The sequence below is a fragment of the Polynucleobacter sp. AP-Feld-500C-C5 genome, assembly GCF_018882265.1.
Classification (GTDB): Bacteria; Pseudomonadota; Gammaproteobacteria; order Burkholderiales; family Burkholderiaceae; genus Polynucleobacter.
Window position 1 is genome coordinate 111,649 of sequence record NZ_JACVOW010000023.1, and the last position, 23,686, is coordinate 135,334.

Below are 23,686 nucleotides of genomic sequence, written 5' to 3' on the forward strand. Positions count from 1 at the left end.
AGCCATCGAGTAAAAAATGGCTTTAATGATTACCGACGAATGCATCAATTGTGATGTGTGTGAGCCAGAATGCCCCAACGATGCAATCTATATGGGGCTAGAGATTTATGAGATAGACCCCAGTAAATGTACTGAGTGTGTGGGTCACTATGATGCGCCCCAGTGCCGTCAGGTATGTCCAGTAGACTGCATCCCCTTTAACCCCGCACATACTGAAACCCAGGAGCAGTTAATGGTGAAGTTCAAGCTATTAACTGCCGCCAAAAAGGCGAATTCAGTTTAACTAAGCAGCTTAGCCCTTAGAGTGCAGTTCCATCATGGCAGTTTGTGTATCGCCTTTTAAAAATAGCGGCAAAATTTGTAAACCATTTTCAATGCTAGTGTTGATGAGTTTTTGTTCTGCTAATTGCGGTCTACGTAAAACATAGTCAGCAACCTCCATCGGACGACCCTCACCAGCCACATCCCTTGGGTGCCCGATCCCTAGACGCAGACGCCAGTAGTCTGGCGTGCCTAGGTGTGCTTGAATATCTTTGAGACCATTGTGTCCACCAGTGCCACCACCAAGCTTGATGCGTGCTGTTCCCGGTTTGAGATCAAGTTCGTCTTGCACTACCAAAATATCTGCAGGTGTAATTTTGTGAAAGCGACAAAGAGCTCCAACGGCTTGGCCACTCAGGTTCATATAGGTGCCAGGCTTAAGTAAAAAGAGATCTTCACCTTCCCATTTCGCTTTAGCTACTTTTCCATGAAAACGTTTTTCTGATTCAAAGCGAGCGTTCAATTGTTTTGCCAAGACGTCGACAAACCAGAAGCCAGCATTGTGCCGATCTTCTTCATGTTCATCTCCAGGATTCCCCAGGCCAACAATTAATTTCGTCATGGTGAGAGTGTAAAGATATAAGTGGATTTCTACAAAAAGAGCAAATAGAGCAAGGAGATAAAAAGAAAGCCCGCTTGCGCGGGCTTCTTTCGCAAACAAATGACTTAATGAATTAAGCCTTATCCTTTGCATCAGCAGCAGGCGCAGCTGCTGGAGCTGCAGCGGCTGCAGGTGCAGCTTCTTCAGTCTCAGCGGCTTTAACAGCTGGAATACGTGCATTTGCAAGCACTGGGTTTTCTTGCTCAACATGCAATACCAAAGTAACGCCTTTTGGCAATGTCAGGTCTTTCGCATGAACAGAATGACCCACTTCAATTTTGCTCAAGTCCACTTCAATGAACTCTGGTAAGTCTGCTGGTAAGCAAGAAATTTCGATGTCATTGAGGATGTGACTAATAACAGCACCTTGCAATTTCACAGCAGCCGATGTGTCAGCATTAGTGAAGTGCAATGGAATGCGCATGTGAACTTTCTCAGTCGCAGAAACGCGCTGGAAGTCAATGTGCAAAACCAATGGCTTAAATGGATGCATTTGGTAATCGCGTAACAACACTTTTTGTGTTTTGCCACTAATTTCCAAATCCAAAATGGATGAGTGGAATGCTTCCTTGCGGAGAGCATGGAACAACGCGTTATGGTCTAACTCAATGACCAAGGCTGGATCTTTACTACCGTAAACGATTCCCGGAGTCTTACCGGAATTGCGCAGACGGCGGCTCGCACCCGTTCCCTGTACGCTTCTTTCAAAGGCTACAACTTTCATATTCAATTTCCCTATTAAGGTTAATTTCCGTTCGCGACCAAACAGAAAAGCCTTCGATTATATCGTGTGAATGGGGATTTTTGCCTACAAATGCTCAAAAAACGCCTAAGAACCCGCAAAAAACGGGGTAAAACAGGATTTTTTGCTTATTCGGCAAACATGGACATGACTGAATCGCCCTTGCTAATACGAGAAAGGGTCTCTGCTAGCAATGGCGCTACGGTCAATTGACGGATTTTGCCCACTTTGGACGCTTCTGCAGTCAATGGGATGGTGTCGGTAACAACCAGTTCATCCAATTCGGAGGCGGCAATTCGAGCCACTGCACCGCCTGATAGAACAGCGTGAGTACAGTAAGCGGTAACACCCTTTGCACCACGCTCTTTAAGCGCTTCAGCGGCCTTGCAAAGGGTTCCGCCGGTATCAATGATGTCATCCATGATCACGCAATGGCGACCTTCTACTTCGCCAATGAGGTGCATTACTTCCGATACATTGGCTTTAGGGCGACGTTTATCAATAATCGCCAAGTCTATACCTAATTGTTTTGCCATGGCACGGGCGCGCACTACACCGCCGATATCTGGGGAAACAATAATCAGATCTTTTTTTGTCTTTTGCGCTTCCAGATCGGCCAAGAGAACGGGTGAGGCATAAATATTATCTACCGGGATATCAAAAAAGCCCTGAATTTGGTCAGCATGGAGGTCCATGGTCAGAACACGCTCAATACCAGCGACCGATTGCAGCATATTTGCCACGATGCGGGCAGAGATTGCAACGCGGGCGGAGCGTGGACGACGGTCTTGGCGGGCGTAACCGAAGTACGGAATCACCGCAGTGATGCGGCTTGCGGAGGCTCGCTTCAAGGCATCAATCATGATCATCAGTTCCATCAAGCTGTCATTGGTTGGTGCACAGGTTGATTGAATGACCACGACATTTTTGCCGCGAACGTTTTCTTGAATTTCTACTTGAATCTCGCCGTCCGAGAAACGACCTACAAAGGCTTTGCCCATCGGCAAATTGAGCTCTTTGGCTACAGCCTCAGCCAAAACCGGATTTGCGTTGCCTGTAAATAAAGTCAATAAATCTGTGTTTGTGGAGGACATAGTCTTAAGGATTTTGAGGGGTCAAAAGGTTTTCTTTGTCATTTCTACAGTAATTGGCAGGGGAAGAAGGATTCGAACCTTCGCATGCTGGAATCAAAATCCAGTGCCTTAACCAGCTTGGCGATTCCCCTTCGGATCAATCTGAAGAAATCAAATTGTAAGCGGGATTTTTATTTAGCCCCCGAACAACCCGACCTATCCACCCTTTAGGAAGATTTTGTAGAAGATTTTCCAGTTTTGCGACATTCGTCTTAGAGTCTAAGACTGTAAACACGCTACTTCCAGAGCCTGACATACGGGGCTCAGAGCCCGGTACTGCCTGACTAATCCAATCCAAAGCTTGCTTCACTTCAGGACAAATCCGCATCGCTACTGCCTGACAATCATTTGAAAGATCGGACCATGGCGATGCAAGAAAGCCATCTATTGTAATCTGACCATGATTTCGGGTCAATTCAGGGTCCTGAAAAATGCTGATAGTAGGAATCCCTTGATTGGGGAAGATCACTAAAAAATCACGAGTTTCCAGGTCAATTTCTTGAATTTGTTCGCCAATACCTTCAACAAATGCATTTTTGCCAAAAATGAAAAATGGTACATCTGCCCCGAGCTGAAGACCAAGTTCGCAAAGTGTCTTTTGGTTTAACTTGAGATTCCAGAGGGTATTTAAACCAATTAAGGTGGTGGCAGCATCGGAAGATCCGCCACCCATTCCAGCCCCCATGGGGATTTCTTTTTGCAGGCCAATCTCAACCCCAGATTCAATCTGGCAAAAGTCTTTTAATAGTTTGGCAGCTCTGACCACTAAATCATTTTCGGGTTCTACTCCCGAAATGGGATCGATACGAAGAATCTCATTTTGGGGGATCAGTTTTAAGTGGATCGTGTCACACCAATCAATTAACTGAAAGACGGATTGCAGTAAGTGATAACCATCTGCTCTTCGACCAACAATGTGAAGAAATAAATTCAGCTTGGCTGGTGAGCGTAGCGTTAAGGAATGATGACTGATTTCACTCATTCGGGCTATCAAAGACTAGGCGAATATCAATCGATCCAATATTCGAGCTGCGAGTCATACTTAATTTCTCAAGACGGTTCTTATTGCTCCAGGTATAAATTAAGTCCCAGCCATCCTGGTTAATTTTGCTCACTTGCCCTTTGGCATTTCTTTCTATGCTTGCTTCGCTACCGGGCCTTACTTCGCCTCTGAGCCAGTTTGATAAACCTCTTGCTGGTAATGGAAGTCCCAAAGTGTTTTGAACGAGGGTATCTGCATCAATTGCTGTGACTACTTGTCCATCACGTTCAAGAGTCGCTTCGCCTGGCATGATGGTAATTTTTGCGATAGATCCGCCAACAGGATTGCGTATCTCTAAAACGTCTTTGAGTTGTTCTTGAGTGAGCGTAAAGCCACCTGATCCACCTTGATTATGAGCATCAGTAAGCCCTGTAACTTTAACGGCAAAGCGGCCGTCCCAAGAGCCTGCAGAGGCTTGATCAGTGGTTGACCAATCTGGTTTTAAGCGCTTGAGCGTTTCTTTAAGTGTGGGATTATTAGCGTCTAATTTTTGAGCCTGTTGCCACATCTCTTCTGCTTCAGTGCGGCGATCCATTGCCCACAATACCTCACCAGTATGTGCCGCAATATCAGCTTCCGGTTTCATTCTGAAGGCTTGTTGAAGTTGCTCTAGAGCCAATTCATTTTTTCCAAGACGGAAGTTGACCCAGCCTAAGCTATCTAAGATGAAGCTGTCCTTAGGGGAGAGTTGGTGCGCTTTAGTGATGAGTGCAAATGCTTCGGGTAGTTTGATGTTGCGGTCGGCAAAAGAATAGCCCAAAGCATTTAAAGAATTCGCATCATTTGGATTCTTGCGCAAAATTTCCCGCAAGGTTTTTTCCATCACATCTAAGCGACCTACTTTTTCTGCTGACATGGCATAGGTATAAAGCAACGCTGGATCCTTGGAGGTCGGTTTTGCAGTAGACGTAATTTCATAGAAAGCCCGTAGAGCATCTGACTCATCTTTGGCTTTACTGAGCAAAGCTTGCAGTTGCAGTAGTGTATTTTCTTGCTGCGCTGGAGTTTGTTGGCGCAATAACGCGATGGCAGGTTTGACGGCATCTGACCAGCGATTATTTAAAACCAGCAACGTAATCAAAACTTCTTTGGGTTTGGTTTGGGAAGCTGGAGACAAACTATCCCAAGTTTTAGCAGCATTTAAAGCTAATTCAGGCGAGCCACCTGCAATCCCAATTTCCATCGCCCTTTGGGCCAAGCGAGGATCCTTGAATTGACGTGCCATTTCCATATAGGTGTTGTAGGCTAGGCCCGCTTCGCCTCTTTGCAGGGCAATTTCTGAAGCTAAGACTTCAAAAACTGCCTGCCCCGTTTGGATATCGTCGGTTTGTGCAGATGCCTGACCAGGCAGGGCGCTTGCGTAAGCGATGGAGAAGAGTAATAAACCCTTCAAATAGGATTTAAGTAACAATTTGCTCATAAGCACATTCTAATCTGCGAATCTACAATTGATTTATGCCAGAACTTCCAGAAGTTGAAGTCACCCGCTTGGGAATTGCCCCTCACCTTCAGGGGCGCGTGATTAGTGCCGTCAAAATCCTTGATGGGCGTTTACGTTGGCCTGTCCCCAGCACCCTGACTAAGATTTTGCCTGGTCAAAAAGTGCACACCATTGAAAGGCGCGGAAAGTACCTCTTAATTGAGCTGGATATAGGGCATCTATTGATTCATTTGGGAATGACAGGCACCTTGCGGGTATTGCCCAGTACTGATCCTTTGAAGTTGCATGATCGCGTGACTGTAGAGTTTGGGAAGTTGAGTTTACGTTTGCATGACCCCAGAAAATTTGGTGCAGTGTTGTGGCATCCAAGAACTAAAGGTCCGATAGAGAAAAATGTTCTATTGCAAAAGTTGGGAGTAGAGCCTTTTTCAACAGAATTTGCTGGAGAGCTTGGTGCTGAAATTTTGTATCGGGCATCACGCAAGCGCACCGTCGCTGTTAAGCAATTTCTGCTGGCTGGCCAAGCGGTCGTTGGTGTTGGCAATATTTATTGCTCCGAGAGTTTGTTTGAGGCAGGCATTCATCCTGCTAAGGCTGCTGGAAAACTCACGCGCCCTAAATGTGTTCGTCTAGCTGAAGCAGTGAGATTGATTTTGAAAAAAGCCATTGCTGCTGGCGGCAGTAGCTTGAAAGATTTTGTGAACAGTGATGGAGATCCAGGACATTTTATGGTGCAAACCAAAGTCTATGATCGTAAAGATGAACCCTGTAAAGTTTGTAAAACACCCATCAAGCAAATTGTGCAGGGACAGCGCTCCACTTATTTTTGCCCTACATGTCAAAAGCGCTAATCACTACTTTTTCTGAAAAGTTGATTGCTTGGCATGCACGCAGTGGCCGCTCAGGTCTGCCTTGGCAAGGCAATCGAGACCCTTATGCAGTCTGGGTTTCAGAAATCATGCTGCAACAAACTCAGGTAGCTACTGTTCTAGAGCGCTTCCCTCGCTTTATGAAGCGCTTTCCAACGGTTAAAAAATTAGCAGCTGCTCATATCGATGAAGTGCTTGCTGAGTGGGCTGGCTTGGGTTATTACTCTCGCGCTCGAAATTTACATGCATGTGCCCAGCAAGTGATGCAACAATTTGCTGGACAATTTCCGAGCGATCCAGTTTTACTCGAGCAACTCAAGGGGATTGGTCGGTCAACCGCAGGCGCAATCGCTGCTTTTGCTTTCCATGTAAGAGCGCCAATTCTAGATGCGAATGTCAAAAGAATTCTGGCGCGCTTATTTGCTGTAGAAGGCACGCTACAAGACAAGGCTGTGAATGACCATTTATGGGGGCTAGCTAATCAGATCTTACCAAGCAAGCCTCAGGATATGCCGGTGTATACCCAAGCATTGATGGACTTTGGCGCTACTTGGTGTACTGCTCGTAAACCAGTTTGTCTTAGTGGTGAAAAAAAATGCCCATTTGAAAAATACTGCCAAGCAAATTTAAGCAATCAAGTATTGGCCTTGCCGAAAAAGGTAGTAAAAGCAAAGTCACCCGAGTTTGACTGCGACATGCTCTTAGTTAGGCATGGCAATGCGATTCTGCTGCAAAAGCGCCCAAGCAAGGCAATTTGGGGTGGATTATGGTCTTTACCAGAATCTATCTGGGTGGCGAAATCCACTCCTCGAAAAGTAGCACCCAGCCTCAAGAGCTTCTTGGAAGCGGCTTTACCTGAAGAAAAGGCAGCTGTATGGCTAAAGGCCTGTAAGGCGGTCCAAGTAGGTCCTCAAATTAAGCATGTCTTTACCCATCGACGTTTGTGGATGCAGATTTGGGATGTGAATGCTTTAAAAAGCGTAGAGCCTGAAAGTGCAAATTTGAAGTGGGTACCCCTGAGCCAATTAGGGCGCTATGGCCTACCGCAGCCGATTAAGATTTTGCTGCAGGGATTGAGTCTAGCTCGCGGTGACGGTCTAAAAAATTAAGCTGTAGATCAATCAATTCTCTTTGGGTGCGGAAGTGTTCGCTAATTCGATTCACAAGATAGACCGAGCGATGCTGACCACCAGTACAACCAATTGCAACCGTTAAGTAACTGCGTCCGTCTGCAATGTAGTGCGGCAACCATTTCTCAATAAATTGTGTAATGTCACTTTCCATGCTGATGACTTCTGGAATTTTTTCTAAAAATTCTTTTACGGGTTTATCGTTCCCTGTTAAGGGCCTTAAAATTTTGTCGTAATGGGGGTTGGGCAAGCAACGAACATCAAAGACGAGATCTGCTTCGCTAGGCACGCCTTTTTTAAATCCAAAAGATTCAAAAATGACTGTCAAACCAACGGGCTTATCTTTCAGTAGGTCCTGAATCCAAGAGCGTAGGGCGTGAGATGGTAGGTTACTAGTATCAATGCTATGAGCTTGCGTGCGCAGGGGTTCAAGCAAGCTCCGTTCTTTATTAATCGCTTCTATCAATGTCGCTGATTGGGATTGCTTGGCATTCGTTGATAAGGGATGTCGTCGGCGAGTTTCTGAAAAGCGCTGTACCAAGGTATTGGTATCTGCATTTAAGAATAAGATGCGTACTTGGTGCGTACGCTTCAGATTTTCAAGAATGAAAGGAAGCTCTGCAATCGATTGGCCACGACGTGCATCAATAGCTACTGCTACGCGCTCGCACTTTTCGCTTTCAAGAGTGCTGATAAGGTTTTCTAGGAGCGAGACGGGAAGGTTATCGACGCAATCATAGCCAGCATCTTCAAAGGCCCTCAGGGCTACTGATTTACCTGAGCCTGAGATTCCGGTAATCAGATTAATTTGCATGACTTAAAGCAAGCGCCCTTGGGATTTAATCGCATCTGCCTCGGTATTCATTTGGGCTCGTTGACGCTCTATAAATTCTTTGAGGGTATCAATACCGCGTAATTGCAAAATTGTATTCCGGACTGCAGCCTCTACCAGTACCGCTAAGTTGCGTCCAGCAGCCACTTGAATTTTTACCGTTCGAATCGGAATTCCCAAAACATCGATATGTTGAGCTTCCAGTGGCAATCTTTCAAATTCACCATCGGTTCGCCGAACCAATTGCACAATAAGGCGCAGTTTTAATTTTCGACGAACGGCTGTTTCACCAAAAATCGTACGAATGTCCAAGAGGCCAAGTCCGCGCACCTCAAGAAGATTACGAAGAATTACGGGGCAACGACCTTCGATATAGTCGGGTCCTAAGCGTGCAAAATCTACCGCATCATCAGCAACTAAACCATGCCCGCGAGAAATCAATTCCAAACCTAACTCACTTTTGCCTAAGCCAGATTCACCCGTTAATAAAACGCCCAAGCCTAAGATGTCCATAAACACCCCGTGCATCGTAATTTGCGGAGCGCCAATTTTGGTGAGATAGGTGCGCAAATGGTCAATGACTTCTGCGGCTGAAATACTCGTGGTAAACAGCGGGGTGGATGAGCGTTGGCAGAATAGTTGTAGATCTGGATCTGCGGACTTGCCATCAGCCACAATCACACAAGGCGGAGTTTTAGAAATTAGGTTAGCAATTTGCTCTTGTTTTTGTTCGGGCTCAAGCGCTGCGTGATAGTCAACTTCTTGTACACCAAAAATTTGGATGCGACTTGGGTGAATCAGATTTAAGTGACCCACCAAGTCTGAGCTGGCTGCAGCAGCTTTGACTGCCTCAGGTGGAAAGGTACGATCAGCACCTTCAAGGCCGCTAATCCAGGAGAGCTTCAGATCAGAAACATTGTCATCAAAGATTTGTTGCGCAGTTACTCGATCGAGGAGTAATGGCTGGGTCATTTTGTATTTCCCCATTGCTGCAATAGTTCACAGACTGATGTGGGGTCGGTAGCAGAAATCAATTTTTCTCTTGCCTCTGAATCTGATAGCAGTTGTGCGATAGAGGAGAGAATTTCTAAATGTTGTTGGGTTGCCTTTTCTGGAACCAACAAAAAAATGAGGATCGACACAAGATCACCATCAGGTGCTGCAAATTCGATCGGGTCTTTCAACTTCATGAAGGCTGCAGTGGGTTGCTTTAGGCCTTTTACACGACCGTGAGGAATCGCAACACCAGCCCCGAGGGCTGTTGAGCCTAAGTTTTCTCGGGCATTGAGAAACTCTACTACTGAGCTTGCATCAATACCAACTTGCTTGGCAAACAACTCCCCAGCAGCTGCAAAAGCATCAGCCCTGTTTTTGGCGGGGTTATCTAATGCAATGCAGTCAGGGTTAAAAAGATTAGTCAGCACATTCATTACAGATGATTATAGGTGTCCTCACGCTCACGCTTACTCAAAATGCTTTTCGTGATGATGATCTTGAATCTTTTCTTTGTGTTTCACAACCTGGCGCTCAAGCTTATCGACCACTGCATCCATAGCGTGATAGAGATCGGCATTATGTGCTTCAGCGAACAGTTCTTTGCCTTTAAGGTGAATCGTGATCTCGGCACTTTGACGAAGATCTTTTTCTTTGGCGTTATCAATCACTAAAAAGGCAGATGCATCAATGACGTGATCGAAGTGCTTGCGAATTTTAGCTAACCCAGCCTCAAGATGCGTGCGCATAGCAGGGGTAACTTCTACATGACGGCTATTAATTTTTAAATTCATGAGCAACTCCTTATATCAACGCGTGCGCATAGCAATACCGGGGGTGCGCAGCAAGCCCCTGTCTTTTTGAGCTGTTTTTTTTGGAAAGTGAACCATGAACCTCCAGCGTATCAGCGAATTTGCCGAAAACCAAGAGGGGAAAGTACTTTTTATTACTTATACGGACAGATGCCTTGTCCGGCTTACATCCGGAAGTTTTCACCCAAGTAGACTCTGCGGACTGCATCATTTTGAATAATTTGATCGGGCTTGCCTTCTGCTAGAACGCTTCCTTCGCTAATGATGTAGGCGTGGTCGCAGATACCCAAGGTTTCTCGAACGTTATGGTCGGTAATCAACACGCCAATCTGACGGTCTCGTAAGAATCTAACAATCCGCTGAATTTCCCCTACGGCAATAGGGTCAACTCCTGCAAATGGTTCATCGAGCAAGATAAATTTTGGTTGGGACGCTAATGCTCTCGCGATTTCAACACGGCGACGCTCTCCTCCAGACAATGACAGGGCTGGATTATTGCGGAGGTGGCCAATTTGTAGTTCGCCTAATAATTCATCTAGACGATCCGCAATTTCGCCTTTGCTTAAGGGTTTTCCACCTTGGACTTGGAGCTCTAGGACTGCTTGTATATTCTCAGCAACGTTGAGCTTTCTAAAAACAGAAGCCTCTTGAGGAAGGTAAGAGAGCCCCATACGCGCTCGCTCATGAATAGGAAGATGGGTGATATTGACCCCATCTAAAATAATTTGACCGGCGTCCAGTGGAACCAGCCCAACAATCATGTAAAACGATGTCGTTTTACCCGCACCGTTTGGACCCAATAGTCCAACTACTTCACCACATTCCACTTCAATCGAAACATCTCGTACTACTGTTCGAGAGCCATAACGTTTTTGAAGATTGCTAGCGATGAGTGTTGCTTTGGGATGGTTTTGAGCTAAATCCGTTGTCATTTCTCTAATGTGGCTTTTCGTCTTGGTGAAAGGATTGCTCTAGCTAAAGGCAAGTCCTCCGCTTTTGCATTCGCGGGAGGTGTTACACGATAGCGCTCTTTAATATCATCGTACTCAATTTTCCAGCCCTGCAGTTGATCTAGCATCTGCATATTCAGAGAGCGCTTAAGACTGGCGTCTCCTGTGATAGTCAGAATCTCAGTCTTGGCATTGTAGGTAACTTGGATCCCGCGTCCTTGTATAAATTCATCGGCAGGACCTTCTCTGCGCTGCCTGAAACTTGCAGTAGTGTCGGCGGATCCTTTGACGTCAACTAATTCATAGCCTTCAGGATCAACTTGAATATGACCATCTTCGCCTGTAACGATAATGCTGCCTTTAATCAATAAAACTTGACCTTTTAAGTCATACACCTGCTGTACATCATTTACTGAAACTTTTTCAGCCTCAAGAATGATGGGCTTGTCTTGATCGGCTTTCTCGGCGTTAGCAATAGGGCTCAGCACCAGTAAGGAGAGGGTGAATCCAATATGAAGTAGACGATACATGTTAAACATTTTATTGTGCACCCCGAGGAGCGCGTTCGATTCGACCTTTAACTTGACCGGAAAGTGTCATGCTTTGTTGAATGTTGTCGAATGTTCCACCTTCTGTCGAGTTCATGATCGACATGCCTTGCTCTAATGTGATTGGCCGATCAGTTTTAACGATATCGTTGTTAATCAAGACCTTGAAATAACTAGACGAGGCCAGCATCCGTAAGCTTGCAGGCTCTGTGGCAGTAGCTGCTTGTTGGGGTCTAAAGATAGAAGCATTATCAAAGAGCTCCAAGATTGTTAGGTCACCATCTAGATGACCGGTATTCGATTTGACAGTCACAGGAGCTTTATCTGGCTGAAAGAGGCGCATCCGTGGAGCATCAATATCAATGGAGGCATCGTCATCATAGTGAGTCACTTTATTGCCCAAAATTCTGTACTTGGTATTGCCTTGTTCGTTTAAAGCGGAAAGAGTGCCGTTTTTAATAATGTAGTCAGGCTCATGCAGGCGAATGCGTTCAAGCATTGAGCTTTCTGGAGGAGTATTTTTTTTAACCAACCAAAAAGTCATGAGGGTTAAGGCACTCATCAATAGTAAAGGCATGAGGCCCAGCAATGTACGCCCAATGTTGAGTTTGATCCGTTGAGAATTCAATTGCATTGCTTATTGACGAGCCTGATTGAGCAATTCCTCGTAGCGGCTTTGTGCTTTGAGAATCAGATCACACACTTCTCTAACTGCGCTATTGCCACCCGCATACGTAGTGACATAATGTGCAAATTCTTTCACGGCTTCATGCGCTTGCGCAGGAGCAATTCGTAGTCCAGCGTTTTTCATCATGGCTAGATCTGGCCAGTCATCGCCCATGACAGCGCAGTCACTGGCTTTCAGTCCAAGTGTTTTTAGAACTTCTTCTAAAGCTAACGCTTTATTTTCAACACCCATATGAACCTGTTTGATGTCTAATTCATCACAGCGCGCTAAGACCATTTTGGAGTTTCTACCCGTGATGATGGCTGTCGGAATACCACATTGCTCTAAAAGTTTGATCCCTAACCCATCTTGAATATCAAATGCCTTTAAAGATTCTTTACCATCAGCGCCAATCCATACCTGTCCGTTGGTGAGGACCCCATCAACATCTAAAACTAGCAGCTTCACTTTGCCAGCGCGCTCCCAGGCTTGTGGATACTGTGACAGAGGGTTGGTGTTGTGTGTAGTAAAAGCGTTGGGCATAAGTCTCAATCAACGACGGTATTAAATTACTTTGGCTGCAAAGAGATCATGTAGATTGAGGGCGCCTAGTAGGCAGCCATCTTGATCGGTAACAACTAAATGATTGATGCGATGTTTTTCCATCATTTCAATGGCTTCTTCAGCCAACAGTTCTGGTGGGATGGTGCGAGGGCTGGCAGTAGTGGCATTTTGTAAAGTGATGCCACTAAGATTCGTGTTTTTCTCTAGCAGTCTGCGTAAATCACCGTCTGTCAAAATGCCAAACACTTTTTGCTTGTCATCCAATGTCACTACCATCCCCATGCGCTTAGCAGTCATTTCTAGTAGGGCATCTTGCAGTGAAGCATGGATAGAAATTTTTGGCGTCTCATCAAAGCTACGCATTACTTCACTGACATGCATTAATTGTTTGCGGCCCAAGCGACCACCAGGATGGGAGCGCTGAAAATCTTCTGCCTGAAATCCACGGGCGTCTAATAAAGCAACTGCTAATGCATCGCCCATAGCTAATGCAGCCGTAGTGCTAGTTGTGGGGGCAAGATTCAGTGGGCACGCCTCTTTTTCAACACTGGTATCTAAATGGGAGTCTGCTAATTGGGCAAGCGAAGAATTTGGTGCGCCAGTCAAAGCAATCAGTTTTGCACCAGTACGTTTCACGATCGGTACGATAGTTAATAATTCTTCGGTCTCTCCAGAGTTCGAGAGAGCAACAAAAACATCGTCTCTAGTAACCATACCTAAATCACCGTGACTAGCCTCGGCTGGGTGCACAAAAAAAGCAGGTGAGCCTGTCGAGGCAAAGGTAGCAGCAATTTTGCGAGCAATATGCCCCGATTTACCAATGCCAGAAACCACAATTCTCCCTTTGCAGTCATGCAGTAATTCCACGGCATATACGAGTGCATCGGCGTTGATGCCTTCTAGGCGATCGCGCATGGTTTGCAGCGCAGCAGCCTCAATAGTGAGGGTATCGCGTGCAAGCTTTAGGGTACGTTCACGAGTCTTAGCTATCATCGAGTAAGTATATGCCGTCAGTTCTTCAATTAACCCTCATTCTCCTAGCCGCAGGTGTGGCTGGAGTGGTTATTTTCCGCTATTTTGGCTTACCCCCTATTTTGGGCTATTTAGCGATTGGGGTGCTGATTGGCCCCAATGCCCTGGCTTTGGCGAGCGACTCTTCTACAGTGAAGTATTTAGCTGAATTTGGGGTAGTTTTCTTAATGTTCTCGATCGGCTTGGAATTTAATCTTAACAAGCTGCGATCGATGCGGAACATCGTATTTGGTCTGGGTGGCAGTCAAGTGGTCTTGACGATGCTTTTAGCGGTGCCGGTCAGCCTCTTGATGAACTGGATTTACCCAATTTCTTGGCAGGCAGCCATTGCCTTGGGCGGGGCTTTGGCGATGTCTTCCACCGCGATTGTGACAAAACTCATTTCTGATCGATCCGAATTAGAAACAGAGCATGGTCGCAATGTGGTCGGTATTTTGTTATTCCAAGATTTAGCGGTGGTCTTTTTATTGATCTTGATTCCCTCTTTGGGAAAAAACCCAAAAGATCTGTTTGTTGCTCTCACTGCGGCCTCAATCAAGATTACGGTTGCTTTGGCCTTAATTTTCTTCATTGGCCAATCGCTCATGAGTCGCTGGTTTAGATTGGTTGCTAAGCTACGCTCGCAAGAATTGTTCATGTTGAACCTCTTGTTGATTGTGCTCGGTATGGCAGGTTTAACAGAGCACTTTGGTTTGTCTTTAGCGCTCGGTGCATTTTTGGCTGGGATGTTAATTGCTGAGACGCCATATCGTCATCAGGTTGAAGAGGATGTCAAACCATTTCGTGATGTCTTATTGGGACTCTTTTTTATTACGATTGGCATGCTGCTTGACTTCAATGTCATTCGTGAACAGTGGATGTTGGTGGTAGCACTTCTGATTGGCCCCTTACTATTTAAATTTGGCTTGATCGCCTTACTCTCGAGAGCGTTTGGCTCAAGCCCTGGCATCTCGATTAGAACGGGCTTATGCCTTGCTCAGGCGGGCGAATTCGGCTTCGTATTGCTGACCCAAATTGATGGCTTAGATTTAATTGATCCCGTTCTGAGCCAAGCGGTTCTTGCCGCGATGTTGCTCTCGATGTTTTGCGCGCCATTTTTGGTTGAATATAGTGATCGCATTGCAATGCGTTTTTCCAGTAACGAATGGCTATTGCAATCGCTTGCGTTGACACGCGTTGCTGCAAAGAGCGTACGCAATGAGAATCACGTCATCATTTGTGGGTTTGGCCGTTCTGGTCAAAGCTTGGCACGTATGCTCGATCAAGAAAAGATTCCTTACATTGCCCTAGATTTGGATCCCGATCGCGTGAAAGAGGCTGCTACTGCAGGCGATAACGTGGTGTATGGCGATGCGAGTCGTGAAAATTATTTAGTTGCTGCTGGTCTCTCAAGAGCTAAGACAGTTGTCATTACTTATGCAGATACTGCTGCCAGTTTGCGTGTGTTGCGTCAGGTTGAACACCTGCGTCCCGGCATGACAGTATTGGTTCGCACCAAAGACGACGCCGACATTGCTAAGTTGCAAGCGGCTGGCGCTACCGAAGTAGTGCCTGAGTTGATTGAGGGAAGCCTCATGATTGCCTCGCACGTCTTGTTGATTATGGGTGTGCCTATGCGTAAGGTAGTTCGGCGGATTACGACTGCACGTGAAGAGCGTTATAGCTTGCTAAGAGGGTATTTCCGAGGCGCAGGCGATGATGACTTTGGCTCGAATGAGTCTTGGCGTTTACATTCGATTACTTTGCTGCCCAATTCTCAAGCCGTTGGTAAAACTCTAGAAGAGCTTGATTTGGGTAGTGCAGGTGTCAGCGTTCAAGCAGTGCGTCGTAAGGGGCGCAATGCAGACTATGTGAAACTTGTCTTGACGCCCGAATTGCAACTGCAAGCTAACGATATCTTGGTGATCTCAGGTAACTCTGAGGCGACTGACTTGGCTGAAGCTAAATTACTCTGAGATTTATTGACTATTTCTTTTTCTTAGTTGCAACGGGTTTGCGAGTGAGTAATGGTGCCAAGTAGTGACCGGTAAAGCTGGCTTCATTTTTTGCCACATCCTCCGGCGTTCCCGTGGCAATGATCTGACCACCACCTGCACCACCTTTTGGTCCTAAGTCAATAATCCAGTCAGCAGTCTTGATCACATCTAAGTTGTGCTCAATGATGACAATCGTATTGCCTTGCTTTTTGAGCGTCTGAATCACCGTGAGTAATAGTTGAATATCGTGGAAATGTAAACCAGTGGTTGGTTCATCCAAGATATAAAGTGTTCGACCAGTATCCCGTTTAGAAAGCTCAAGTGATAACTTCACGCGCTGGGCTTCGCCGCCAGATAGAGTTGTAGCGCTTTGTCCCAGTTTCACATAACCCAAGCCAACATCTAACAGTGTTTTGAGTTTGCGCTTGACTACTGGAACGGCTTCAAAGAATTCATGGGCTTGCTCGATCGTCATCGAGAGCACTTCATGAATGTTTTTGCCTTTGTAGCGAATATCTAAAGTTTCACGGTTGTAACGTTTGCCATGGCAGACATCGCAGGGTACATAAACGTCTGGCAAGAAGTGCATTTCTACTTTGAGTACGCCATCGCCTTCGCAGGAATCGCAGCGTCCGCCTTTGACGTTAAAGGAGAAGCGACCGGCTTCATAACCACGTTCACGTGAGGCTGGAACACCAGAAAAAAGTTCACGAATGGGCGTAAAGAGGCCGGTATAGGTAGCGGGGTTGGAACGAGGTGTTCTGCCAATGGGAGACTGATCAACACTAATCACTTTGTCAAAGTGTTCTAAGCCCTTCATTGCATCATGTGCAGCAGGCTCTGCATTAGAGCCATAGAGGTGTTGTGCAACTGCATGATGCAGGGTGTCGTTAATCAGTGTAGATTTACCGGAACCCGATACTCCAGTGACGCAGGTTAATAAACCGACTGGAATTTTGGCATGTACTGATTGCAAGTTATTGCCACGCGCACCGATGATTTCTAAAAAGCGATCATTTACCGGAATACGTTTTTGGGGAACTTCAATGGCTTCGCGACCAGCAAGATAGGCGCCAGTAAGGGATTTGGGATTGGCCTCGACTTCAGCAGGCGTGCCTTCTGCAACAATTTCGCCGCCATGAACACCGGCTCCTGGGCCGATATCGATGACCCAATCAGAAGCGCGAATCATATCTTCATCATGCTCAACCACTAATACGCTATTACCTAAGTCACGTAAGTGTTTGAGTGTGCCAATCAAGCGATCGTTATCGCGTTGATGTAGACCAATTGAGGGTTCATCGAGTACATACATTACACCCGTTAAGCCTGAGCCAATTTGACTTGCGAGCCGAATACGTTGGGCTTCTCCGCCCGATAGAGTGTCTGCACTGCGTTCTAAAGAGAGGTAATCAAGACCCACGTCATTTAAGAAACGCAGACGTGCACTGATTTCTTTCACGATCTTATCGGCGATTTCTCTCTTGGCACCTTTCAGTTCAAGTGCCTCAAAGTATTCCTTTGCTTCTTTTAGCGGGAGAGCGCTAATTTCATAAATAGCGCGAGATTGTTTCTTCTCACCCACTTTGACAAAGCGCGCCTCTTTGCGTAAACGACTGCCGTTACATTCTGGGCAGGTTTGCACATTTTGATAGCGAGATAGTTCTTCACGCACGGTGACAGAATCTGTCTCGCGATAGCGACGTTCAAAGTTAGCAACAATCCCTTCAAAAGCATGCTCGCGAATGCTATTTTTGCCACGCTCATTAATGTATTCAAAAGGAATGGTGATGTCACCAGAGCCCAACAAGATGAGGTCTTGTTGTTTCTTGCTAAGGGATTCAAATGGTTTTTCTACGTCAAACCCGCCATGCTTGGCAAGAGTTTGCAGTAATTTGAAGTAGAACTGATTGCGGCGATCCCAGCCTTTAATCGCCCCAGACGCTAGGGATAAATCAGGATGTGCCACGATACGTTTTGGATCAAAGAAAGATTGATGTCCAAGACCATCGCATGAAGGGCATGCACCCATTGGATTATTAAATGAGAAGAGGCGTGGCTCTAGTTCTTGAAGAGAGTAAGAGCAAACGGGGCAAGCAAACTTACTGGAGAAAATCATCTCTTTACCAGTGTCCATATCCACAATCATGGCCTTGCCATCCGCGAGGCGTAGCGCTGTCTCAAAAGATTCAGCAAGACGTTGCTGAATGTCAGGGCGCACTTTAATGCGATCAACAACTACTTCAATGGAATGTTTATCATTCTTTTTGAGGGTTGGTAATTGATCGACTTCAAAAATTTCTGCCTTAGCTACGTTTGCTGTGCCACCGCCGGAGCGCACTCGAAAACGCACAAAGCCTTGGGCCTGTAGGTCTTGGAAGAGATCAACGAACTCGCCTTTGCGCTCACTTACCACTGGCGCAAGAATCATCAACTTTGTGTCCTCAGGCATAGAGAGCACCGTGTCTACCATTTGAGAGACGCTTTGCGCCTCTAGAGGTAGGTCGTGGTCTGGGCAGTGAGGTGTGCCTGCGCGTGCAAATAGCAAACGCAAATAATCATGAATTTCAGTAACAGTACCCACAGTGGAGCGTGGGTTATGGCTCGTTGCTTTTTGTTCAATGGAAATTGCAGGTGATAGACCTTCGATGGTGTCAACGTCGGGCTTTTCCATCAACTGCAAAAATTGACGCGCATAAGCGGAAAGCGATTCGACATAACGACGCTGACCTTCGGCATAGAGCGTGTCAAAGGCCAGTGAGCTCTTACCTGAACCAGATAGGCCAGTCAGGACGACAAGTTTCTCTCTAGGGATGTCTAGATTGATATTTTTGAGGTTATGGGTGCGGGCACCGCGGATCTTGATTTCGTTATTCATGATTTTTTTGCGTAACTTGTTAATATAGCTCTTTCCCATGAATTCTTCTGAACTTCGCTCCACTCTGGCCTTAGCGGGCATCTTCGGCTTACGTATGCTGGGCCTGTTTTTGCTGTTGCCCGTTTTTAGCATCCACGCCAAAGACTTGCCAGGAGGTGATCAAGCCTTCTTGATAGGGCTGGCACTCGGAATTTTCAATATTGTTCAGGCCTGCTTCCATATTCCCTTAGGCAGACTTTCTGATCGAATCGGCCGAAAAGCGGTCGTTTTATGGGGGTTGTCCTTGTTTGTTGCCGGGGCTTTAATTTGCGCAACCAAAGATGATTTGTTATGGATTTCTATCGGTCGAGGGGTAATGGGCGCCGGTGCAATTTCTGCAGCTGTTTCTGCTTGGGTTGCCGATCTGACTCGAGAGCAGGTGCGCAGTCAAGCGATGGCTTTAGTCGGCGCCAGTATTTCTCTCTCTTTTGCAGTTTCGCTAGTGGTGGCTGCTCCGCTTTATCGCATGATTAGCTTAAGTGGGATGTTTTTTGTGTTGGCAATTCTAGGTGTCTTGGCGATGTTAGTGGCCTATTTTGTATTGCCAAATAACAGACCTGAAGTTCATGCGCAACAAGATTCACTCAAAGTTGTGTTCCTTCGCCCAGAGCTCATGCGACTAAATGTAGGTGTATTTGTATTGAATGCTACCCAAGTAGCTATGTTTTTAGTGGTGCCACGTTTATTAGAGCAAGCAGGATTTCCGCTCACTGCCCACTGGCAAATTTATCTCTCAGTGGTTTTACTCTCGTTTGTATTTATGGTTCCACTTTTAGTCTACGGTGAGAAAAAACAGCGCATACGACTTATTCTGTTAATTGCGATCATTTTGCTGGTTATTGCTGAAATCATTTTCACTCAAGCTGCATCTGTGACTCTCATTACGGTGGCATTGCTGATTTATTTTGTAGGCTTCAATCTTTTGGAAGCATTACAACCATCATTGGTCACTCGTTATGCAAAAGAATCAAAGGGCACTGCTTTGGGGGTTTACAACACCACACAATCTATTGGCCTCTTTTCTGGTGCGTTGTTAGGGGGTTATTTAATGGACAGCCTTGGCAATGTATCGGTCTTTGCAGTCGGGGCGGCTATGCTAGTTGGCTGGCTTATAATTGCCTGGTCGATGGGTGAAATGCCAGCGAAAGCAGCAGAATCAAAGGGTTTAGCCGCAAAGACATAGCCGTAGCTTCATCAATTTAATTAAAGCGAGCAGTTCATTTTCAGCAGTAATAACAGTGGTATTTTTCTTCGGGAGACAACATGGCTTCGGTAAATAAGGTCATCATCGTAGGTAATGTAGGACGTGATCCAGAAACGCGTTATATGCCAAGTGGCGACGCCGTTACAAACATTTCAGTAGCAACATCTGATCGCTACAAAGATAAACAAACTGGTGAGATGAAAGAAACCACAGAATGGCATCGCGTTGCATTCTTTGGCAAGCTTGCAGAAATCGCTGGCCAGTACCTCAAAAAAGGTTCGCAGGTTTATGTTGAAGGCCGTTTGCGAACACGCAAATGGACTGATGCCAGTGGACAAGAAAAGTATTCTACCGAGATCGTTGCAGAAACTATGCAAATGCTTGGTGGTAAGCCAGTAGGCGGAAGTGGTGACGGTGGTGAAAGCTATGCTCGCTCAAAGCCGGCTGAGCAGTCTGCCCCCGCATCGTCTAATGCCGCATCGCTCGGTGCAATGGACGACGATATTCCGTTTTAAGCAACATCAAATAATGCGGTAGATATCGTAGTATTAAAAAACCCCTTCTAGGATTTTCTACAAGGGGTTTTTATTTACCTACTGTCTTGCGTGTCGAATATTTACGGGCCAGGGAGAATTATGATCCGTGCGGAATGGGTTGATGTCTAGGCCCCCGCGTCGGGTGTAGCGGGCGTAGACAGAAAGTTTTTCTGGTTTGCACTGTCGTTTGATGTCAGTAAAGATTGTTTCTACGCAATGCTCATGAAACTCACCCAATTGCCTAAAGCCAATCAGGTAGCGCAGTAAGCCTTCTTCAAGAATGGGGCGTCCTTGATAACGAATTTGGATGCTAGCCCAATCCGGTTGACCGGTAACAGGGCAGTTTGATTTGAGTAAGTGCGATACCAAGCACTGTTCAATCGGACCAAAAGATTCATTAACACCTAATAGGCTTGAATCTGCAGGCAAGCTTGGATCAATCTCGATATCTAGTCGATCCATCAAGATGCCGCCCATCTCTTGCATTCCTTTTTTGGAAATGATTTCAGTGGCGTTGATGCGAGTAGTGATCTTGCTGCCAGCCACTACTGATAAATCCGCAGTGAGTTTTTCTTTGACTTCATTCTCATCTTCAAAGCGGGCGTTGTTGAGACTATTGAGATAGAGCTTGAAAGATTTAGACTCAATCATGTTGGGAGAGTCTGCGGGAATCTGAAACTCAGCTAGGGCAATTTGTGGCTTTCCTTTTTGATTGAGCCAGCTTAGTTCAAATGCGTTCCATGTATCAACACCCACAAATGGCAAAAATTGACCCTCTTTAAGTCCGATCTTCTTGCGGTTTTCAGCCCTGGGAATGGGAAAGAGCAAACTCGGATCATATTGATCTGGGTATTGCGTTGATTGTCCAAGTGGAAGCGTTGCCATTAATTGCTTTTAGCTTTTAGGTTTATTCGATACACCTGATACGACATGTCCTGTTGGGGCTACGGATGCAGCTGATTGGCAATGGCCCGTTTGATCATCAAAGAAAAAGTCGGGTTCAAATTCTCGCAAGAACTCACTCTTTGATAAGCCACCCAAGAACATGGCTTCATCGACATCAATACCCCATGCCATCAGTGTTCGAATAGCACGTTCATGTGCTGGGGCGGAGCGTGCAGTGACTAGCGCGGTACGAATGCGCATACCGTTTTCGCTAGTGGAGCGCTGCAGTCTGTGCAATGCTTCCAATAAAGGTTTGAAGGGTCCCGGAGGTAATGGAATGTCGACCTTCTTGCTCTCATGATCAACAAAAGCCTCAAGCCCTTTTTTCTGAAATACTTGCTCGGCTTCATCGGAGAACAGGACTGCGTCTCCGTCAAATGCAATCCGAATTTCATTGGGGTGAGACTCAGCAGTTTTACTAGACTCTGGGTAGACCCGTGCAGCTGGGAAACCTGCATCAATCGTCGCCCTTACATCATCTTCGTTGGCCGATAAGAAGAGGTTGGCGTGTAATGAGCGAAGGTAATGGTAGGGAGGACGACCTCTGGTAAATACGCCACGTTCAAGATGTAGACCATGGTGCTCGGCGGAACGGAAGACGCGCAGACCACTGACAGGATCATTGCGGGAAAGTATCACTACCTCAACCCGTTGCTCACCTTCTTCATTAAAAGCGAGAAGTTTTTTAACTAATGGAAATGCCACTCCTTTTTGAGCGGCCTCACTCAAGCGCTCAAGTTGTAATTTCATATAAGCGCTGTCATCGGTTGACTCAAAGATGCGATTTTCTTCTTCAAAATCAAATAGGGCGCGCGATGAGATCGCAACGACGAGTTTTCCGGTAAGCGTGTATGACATTTAAGAATTACATCTCATTTCAGGAACAGCTGATATGCAGGGTTATTACTTTCATCCCAGTGAGGGTAACCCAATGTTGCCAAGAAGTTATGGAATTTCTTCTGCTCATTTTTGGGTACCTGGATACCTACCAAAATGCGGCCGTAATCAGCACCATGATTACGATAGTGGAAGAGACTAATGTTCCAGTTGGGTGCCATGCTCGTTAGGAACTTCATCAAAGCACCCGGGCGCTCTGGAAATTCAAAACGGTAGAGCAATTCATCTTTAGCCAGTTCAGAGTGACCGCCTACCATATGACGTAAGTGCGATTTTGCTAACTCATCATGGGTGAGGTCGATCGTTGCAAACTTCGCTTTACGAAAATGTTTTGCAATGGCTTCGCTATCTCCCGCTTTTTGTGTGCTGATGCCTACAAAAATATGTGCTTCGCTTTGATCACCAATCCGATAGTTAAACTCAGTCACATTGCGTTTACCAAGTAATTCACAGAAACGTTTGAAAGAGCCACGCTCTTCAGGAATCGTTACGGCAAATACTGCTTCGCGGAACTCACCAACGTCTGCACGCTCTGCTACAAAGCGGAGACGGCTAAAGTTCATATTGGCTCCGCAAGCAACGGCTACCAGGGTTTTCTTCTTGAGACGTTTTTTATCAACATACTTCTTCATGCCTGCAATGGCTAGGGCGCCAGCAGGCTCAAGGATGCTTCGGGTATCGGTAAAGACATCATTAATGGCTGCACAGATTTCATCGGTATCGACAGTAATGATTTCATCAACTACTTTTTTGCAGATACGGAAAGTTTCTTTGCCGACCAATTTGACAGCAGTGCCATCAGAAAATAAGCCAACATCTTTCATCTCAATTCGTTTGTTCGCTTTGAGTGATTGATTCATGGCATCAGAATCTGAGGCTTGCACGCCGATGACTTTAGTCTTTGGGCTTACTGCTTTGATGTATTCGCCAATACCGGATATGAGACCGCCACCACCAATGGCGACAAATACTGCATCGATGGGTTTTTCATATTGAGTAAAAATTTCGTGGGCAATGGTGCCTTGTCCAGCGATCACATCTGGGTCATCAAATGGATGAACAAAGGTCAAGCCTCGTTTTTTGCCCAATAGTTCCGCATGTTGAAATGCGTCGCTGTACGACTCACCCTGGAGAATGATCTCGACCCAAGAACCACCTCTCGCTTTAACGGCATCAATTTTGACGCTGGGAGTCGTCACCGGCATCACGATGACAGCCTTACATTTCATTTTGGCAGCCGATAAGGCTACGCCTTGAGCATGATTGCCCGCAGAAGCTGCAATCACACCGCGTTTTAAAGATTCTGGGGGCAAATGGGCCATTTTGTTATAGGCGCCACGGATTTTGAAGGAAAAAACCGGCTGGTTATCCTCTCTTTTGAGAAGGACCTGGTTGCCCAAACGCTTAGTCAGTTCGGGGGCGAGCTGAAGTTCAGTTTCTCTGGCTACGTCATAGACGCGAGCCGATAAAATTTTCTTTAAATAGTTCGTTGCCATCCAATGAGCGTACCACGGATGGCTGCTAAGCCCTTAGA

Annotated in this window: 24 protein-coding genes and 1 tRNA gene; 6 read left to right on the forward strand and 19 right to left on the reverse strand. The window is 46.1% G+C overall.

Going from position 1 to position 23,686, the window contains the following annotated elements:
- Positions 1-16: 16 nt before the first annotated feature.
- Positions 17-283: a YfhL family 4Fe-4S dicluster ferredoxin gene (locus ICN21_RS08330; protein ID WP_216127017.1), complete on the forward strand. Its 267-nt coding sequence runs from the start codon at positions 17-19 to the stop codon at positions 281-283.
- 9 nt (positions 284-292) lie between these two features.
- Here the strand turns inward: ICN21_RS08330 and pth are convergent, their stop codons facing one another.
- The 6 genes from pth to ICN21_RS08360 form a co-directional block, all read right to left on the reverse strand.
- Positions 293-883: an aminoacyl-tRNA hydrolase gene (gene pth, locus ICN21_RS08335; protein WP_216178076.1), complete on the reverse strand. Its 591-nt coding sequence runs from the start codon at positions 881-883 to the stop codon at positions 293-295.
- Between the two features lie 112 nt (positions 884-995).
- On the reverse strand, positions 996-1,646 hold the full coding sequence (locus ICN21_RS08340) for a 50S ribosomal protein L25/general stress protein Ctc (protein WP_216178077.1): 651 nt from the start codon (positions 1,644-1,646) through the stop codon (positions 996-998).
- A gap of 146 nt (positions 1,647-1,792) precedes the next feature.
- The gene (locus tag ICN21_RS08345; RefSeq protein WP_216178078.1) at positions 1,793-2,758 is read right to left on the reverse strand and encodes a ribose-phosphate pyrophosphokinase; all 966 of its coding nucleotides are present in this window, start codon (positions 2,756-2,758) and stop codon (positions 1,793-1,795) included.
- A gap of 54 nt (positions 2,759-2,812) precedes the next feature.
- Positions 2,813-2,889, reverse strand: a tRNA-Gln gene (locus ICN21_RS08350).
- 5 nt (positions 2,890-2,894) lie between these two features.
- Positions 2,895-3,779, reverse strand: a complete 885-nt coding sequence (ispE, locus tag ICN21_RS08355) for a 4-(cytidine 5'-diphospho)-2-C-methyl-D-erythritol kinase (protein ID WP_216178079.1) — start codon at positions 3,777-3,779, stop codon at positions 2,895-2,897.
- A complete protein-coding gene (locus tag ICN21_RS08360) occupies positions 3,772-5,259 on the reverse strand; it encodes an outer membrane lipoprotein LolB (protein ID WP_216178080.1) in 1,488 nt (495 codons plus the stop codon). The genes ispE and ICN21_RS08360 overlap by 8 nt, the downstream gene beginning before the upstream one ends.
- A gap of 35 nt (positions 5,260-5,294) precedes the next feature.
- On the opposite strand from ICN21_RS08360, the gene mutM reads away from it, so the two are divergent.
- Both mutM and mutY read left to right on the forward strand, forming a co-directional pair.
- Positions 5,295-6,131, forward strand: coding sequence for a bifunctional DNA-formamidopyrimidine glycosylase/DNA-(apurinic or apyrimidinic site) lyase (mutM, locus tag ICN21_RS08365; RefSeq protein ID WP_216178081.1), 837 nt, complete (start codon positions 5,295-5,297; stop codon positions 6,129-6,131).
- On the forward strand, positions 6,116-7,258 hold the full coding sequence (gene mutY, locus ICN21_RS08370) for an A/G-specific adenine glycosylase (RefSeq protein WP_216178082.1): 1,143 nt from the start codon (positions 6,116-6,118) through the stop codon (positions 7,256-7,258). The genes mutM and mutY overlap by 16 nt, the downstream gene beginning before the upstream one ends.
- On the opposite strand, the gene rapZ is transcribed toward mutY, so the two are convergent.
- The 9 genes from rapZ to ICN21_RS08415 all read right to left on the reverse strand — a co-directional run bounded on the left by rapZ (position 7,203) and on the right by ICN21_RS08415 (position 13,638).
- Positions 7,203-8,093 (reverse strand): RNase adapter RapZ, encoded by an 891-nt coding sequence (rapZ, locus tag ICN21_RS08375; protein WP_216178083.1) that lies wholly within the window; start codon positions 8,091-8,093, stop codon positions 7,203-7,205. The two genes, mutY and rapZ, sit on opposite strands and share 56 nt — an antisense overlap.
- A 3-nt stretch (positions 8,094-8,096) precedes the next feature.
- Entirely contained in the window at positions 8,097-9,083 is a 987-nt protein-coding gene (gene hprK, locus ICN21_RS08380) for an HPr(Ser) kinase/phosphatase (RefSeq protein WP_216178084.1), read from the reverse strand.
- Positions 9,080-9,541 (reverse strand): PTS sugar transporter subunit IIA, encoded by a 462-nt coding sequence (locus tag ICN21_RS08385; RefSeq protein WP_216178085.1) that lies wholly within the window; start codon positions 9,539-9,541, stop codon positions 9,080-9,082. The genes hprK and ICN21_RS08385 overlap by 4 nt, the downstream gene beginning before the upstream one ends.
- A gap of 33 nt (positions 9,542-9,574) precedes the next feature.
- Positions 9,575-9,898, reverse strand: a complete 324-nt coding sequence (hpf, locus tag ICN21_RS08390; protein WP_215295901.1) for a ribosome hibernation-promoting factor, HPF/YfiA family — start codon at positions 9,896-9,898, stop codon at positions 9,575-9,577.
- 182 nt (positions 9,899-10,080) lie between these two features.
- On the reverse strand, positions 10,081-10,848 hold the full coding sequence (gene lptB / locus ICN21_RS08395) for an LPS export ABC transporter ATP-binding protein (RefSeq protein WP_215295900.1): 768 nt from the start codon (positions 10,846-10,848) through the stop codon (positions 10,081-10,083).
- Complete coding sequence (locus ICN21_RS08400; protein WP_255534272.1) at positions 10,845-11,396, reverse strand: LptA/OstA family protein; 552 nt, start codon at positions 11,394-11,396, stop codon at positions 10,845-10,847. The genes lptB and ICN21_RS08400 overlap by 4 nt, the downstream gene beginning before the upstream one ends.
- Positions 11,397-11,406: 10 nt before the next feature.
- Positions 11,407-12,048 (reverse strand): LPS export ABC transporter periplasmic protein LptC, encoded by a 642-nt coding sequence (gene lptC / locus ICN21_RS08405; RefSeq protein ID WP_216178087.1) that lies wholly within the window; start codon positions 12,046-12,048, stop codon positions 11,407-11,409.
- Between the two features lie 3 nt (positions 12,049-12,051).
- Positions 12,052-12,624: an HAD family hydrolase gene (locus ICN21_RS08410; protein WP_216178088.1), complete on the reverse strand. Its 573-nt coding sequence runs from the start codon at positions 12,622-12,624 to the stop codon at positions 12,052-12,054.
- A 21-nt stretch (positions 12,625-12,645) separates the two neighbouring features.
- Positions 12,646-13,638: an SIS domain-containing protein gene (locus ICN21_RS08415; RefSeq protein ID WP_216178089.1), complete on the reverse strand. Its 993-nt coding sequence runs from the start codon at positions 13,636-13,638 to the stop codon at positions 12,646-12,648.
- An 11-nt stretch (positions 13,639-13,649) separates the two neighbouring features.
- Here ICN21_RS08415 and ICN21_RS08420 point away from each other — a divergent pair, with 11 nt between their 5' ends.
- The gene (locus ICN21_RS08420) at positions 13,650-15,632 is read left to right on the forward strand and encodes a monovalent cation:proton antiporter family protein (protein WP_216178090.1); all 1,983 of its coding nucleotides are present in this window, start codon (positions 13,650-13,652) and stop codon (positions 15,630-15,632) included.
- A 10-nt stretch (positions 15,633-15,642) separates the two neighbouring features.
- Here ICN21_RS08420 and uvrA read toward each other — a convergent pair whose 3' ends face one another.
- A complete protein-coding gene (gene uvrA / locus ICN21_RS08425) occupies positions 15,643-18,531 on the reverse strand; it encodes an excinuclease ABC subunit UvrA (protein WP_216178091.1) in 2,889 nt (962 codons plus the stop codon).
- Positions 18,532-18,568: 37 nt separating this feature from the next.
- On the opposite strand from uvrA, the gene ICN21_RS08430 reads away from it, so the two are divergent.
- On the forward strand, positions 18,569-19,753 hold the full coding sequence (locus ICN21_RS08430; RefSeq protein WP_216178092.1) for an MFS transporter: 1,185 nt from the start codon (positions 18,569-18,571) through the stop codon (positions 19,751-19,753).
- An 80-nt stretch (positions 19,754-19,833) separates the two neighbouring features.
- Complete coding sequence (gene ssb, locus ICN21_RS08435; RefSeq protein WP_215295892.1) at positions 19,834-20,289, forward strand: single-stranded DNA-binding protein; 456 nt, start codon at positions 19,834-19,836, stop codon at positions 20,287-20,289.
- A 78-nt stretch (positions 20,290-20,367) separates the two neighbouring features.
- On the opposite strand, the gene queF is transcribed toward ssb, so the two are convergent.
- From queF to ilvA, 3 genes are read right to left on the reverse strand one after another with little or no spacing between them, the layout of a single operon-like run.
- Positions 20,368-21,195 (reverse strand): NADPH-dependent 7-cyano-7-deazaguanine reductase QueF, encoded by an 828-nt coding sequence (gene queF / locus ICN21_RS08440; RefSeq protein WP_216178093.1) that lies wholly within the window; start codon positions 21,193-21,195, stop codon positions 20,368-20,370.
- 9 nt (positions 21,196-21,204) lie between these two features.
- Complete coding sequence (locus ICN21_RS08445; RefSeq protein WP_215295890.1) at positions 21,205-22,113, reverse strand: 5'-nucleotidase; 909 nt, start codon at positions 22,111-22,113, stop codon at positions 21,205-21,207.
- Between the two features lie 14 nt (positions 22,114-22,127).
- A complete protein-coding gene (ilvA, locus tag ICN21_RS08450; protein ID WP_216178094.1) occupies positions 22,128-23,648 on the reverse strand; it encodes a threonine ammonia-lyase, biosynthetic in 1,521 nt (506 codons plus the stop codon).
- Between the last annotated feature and the right edge of the window lie 38 nt (positions 23,649-23,686).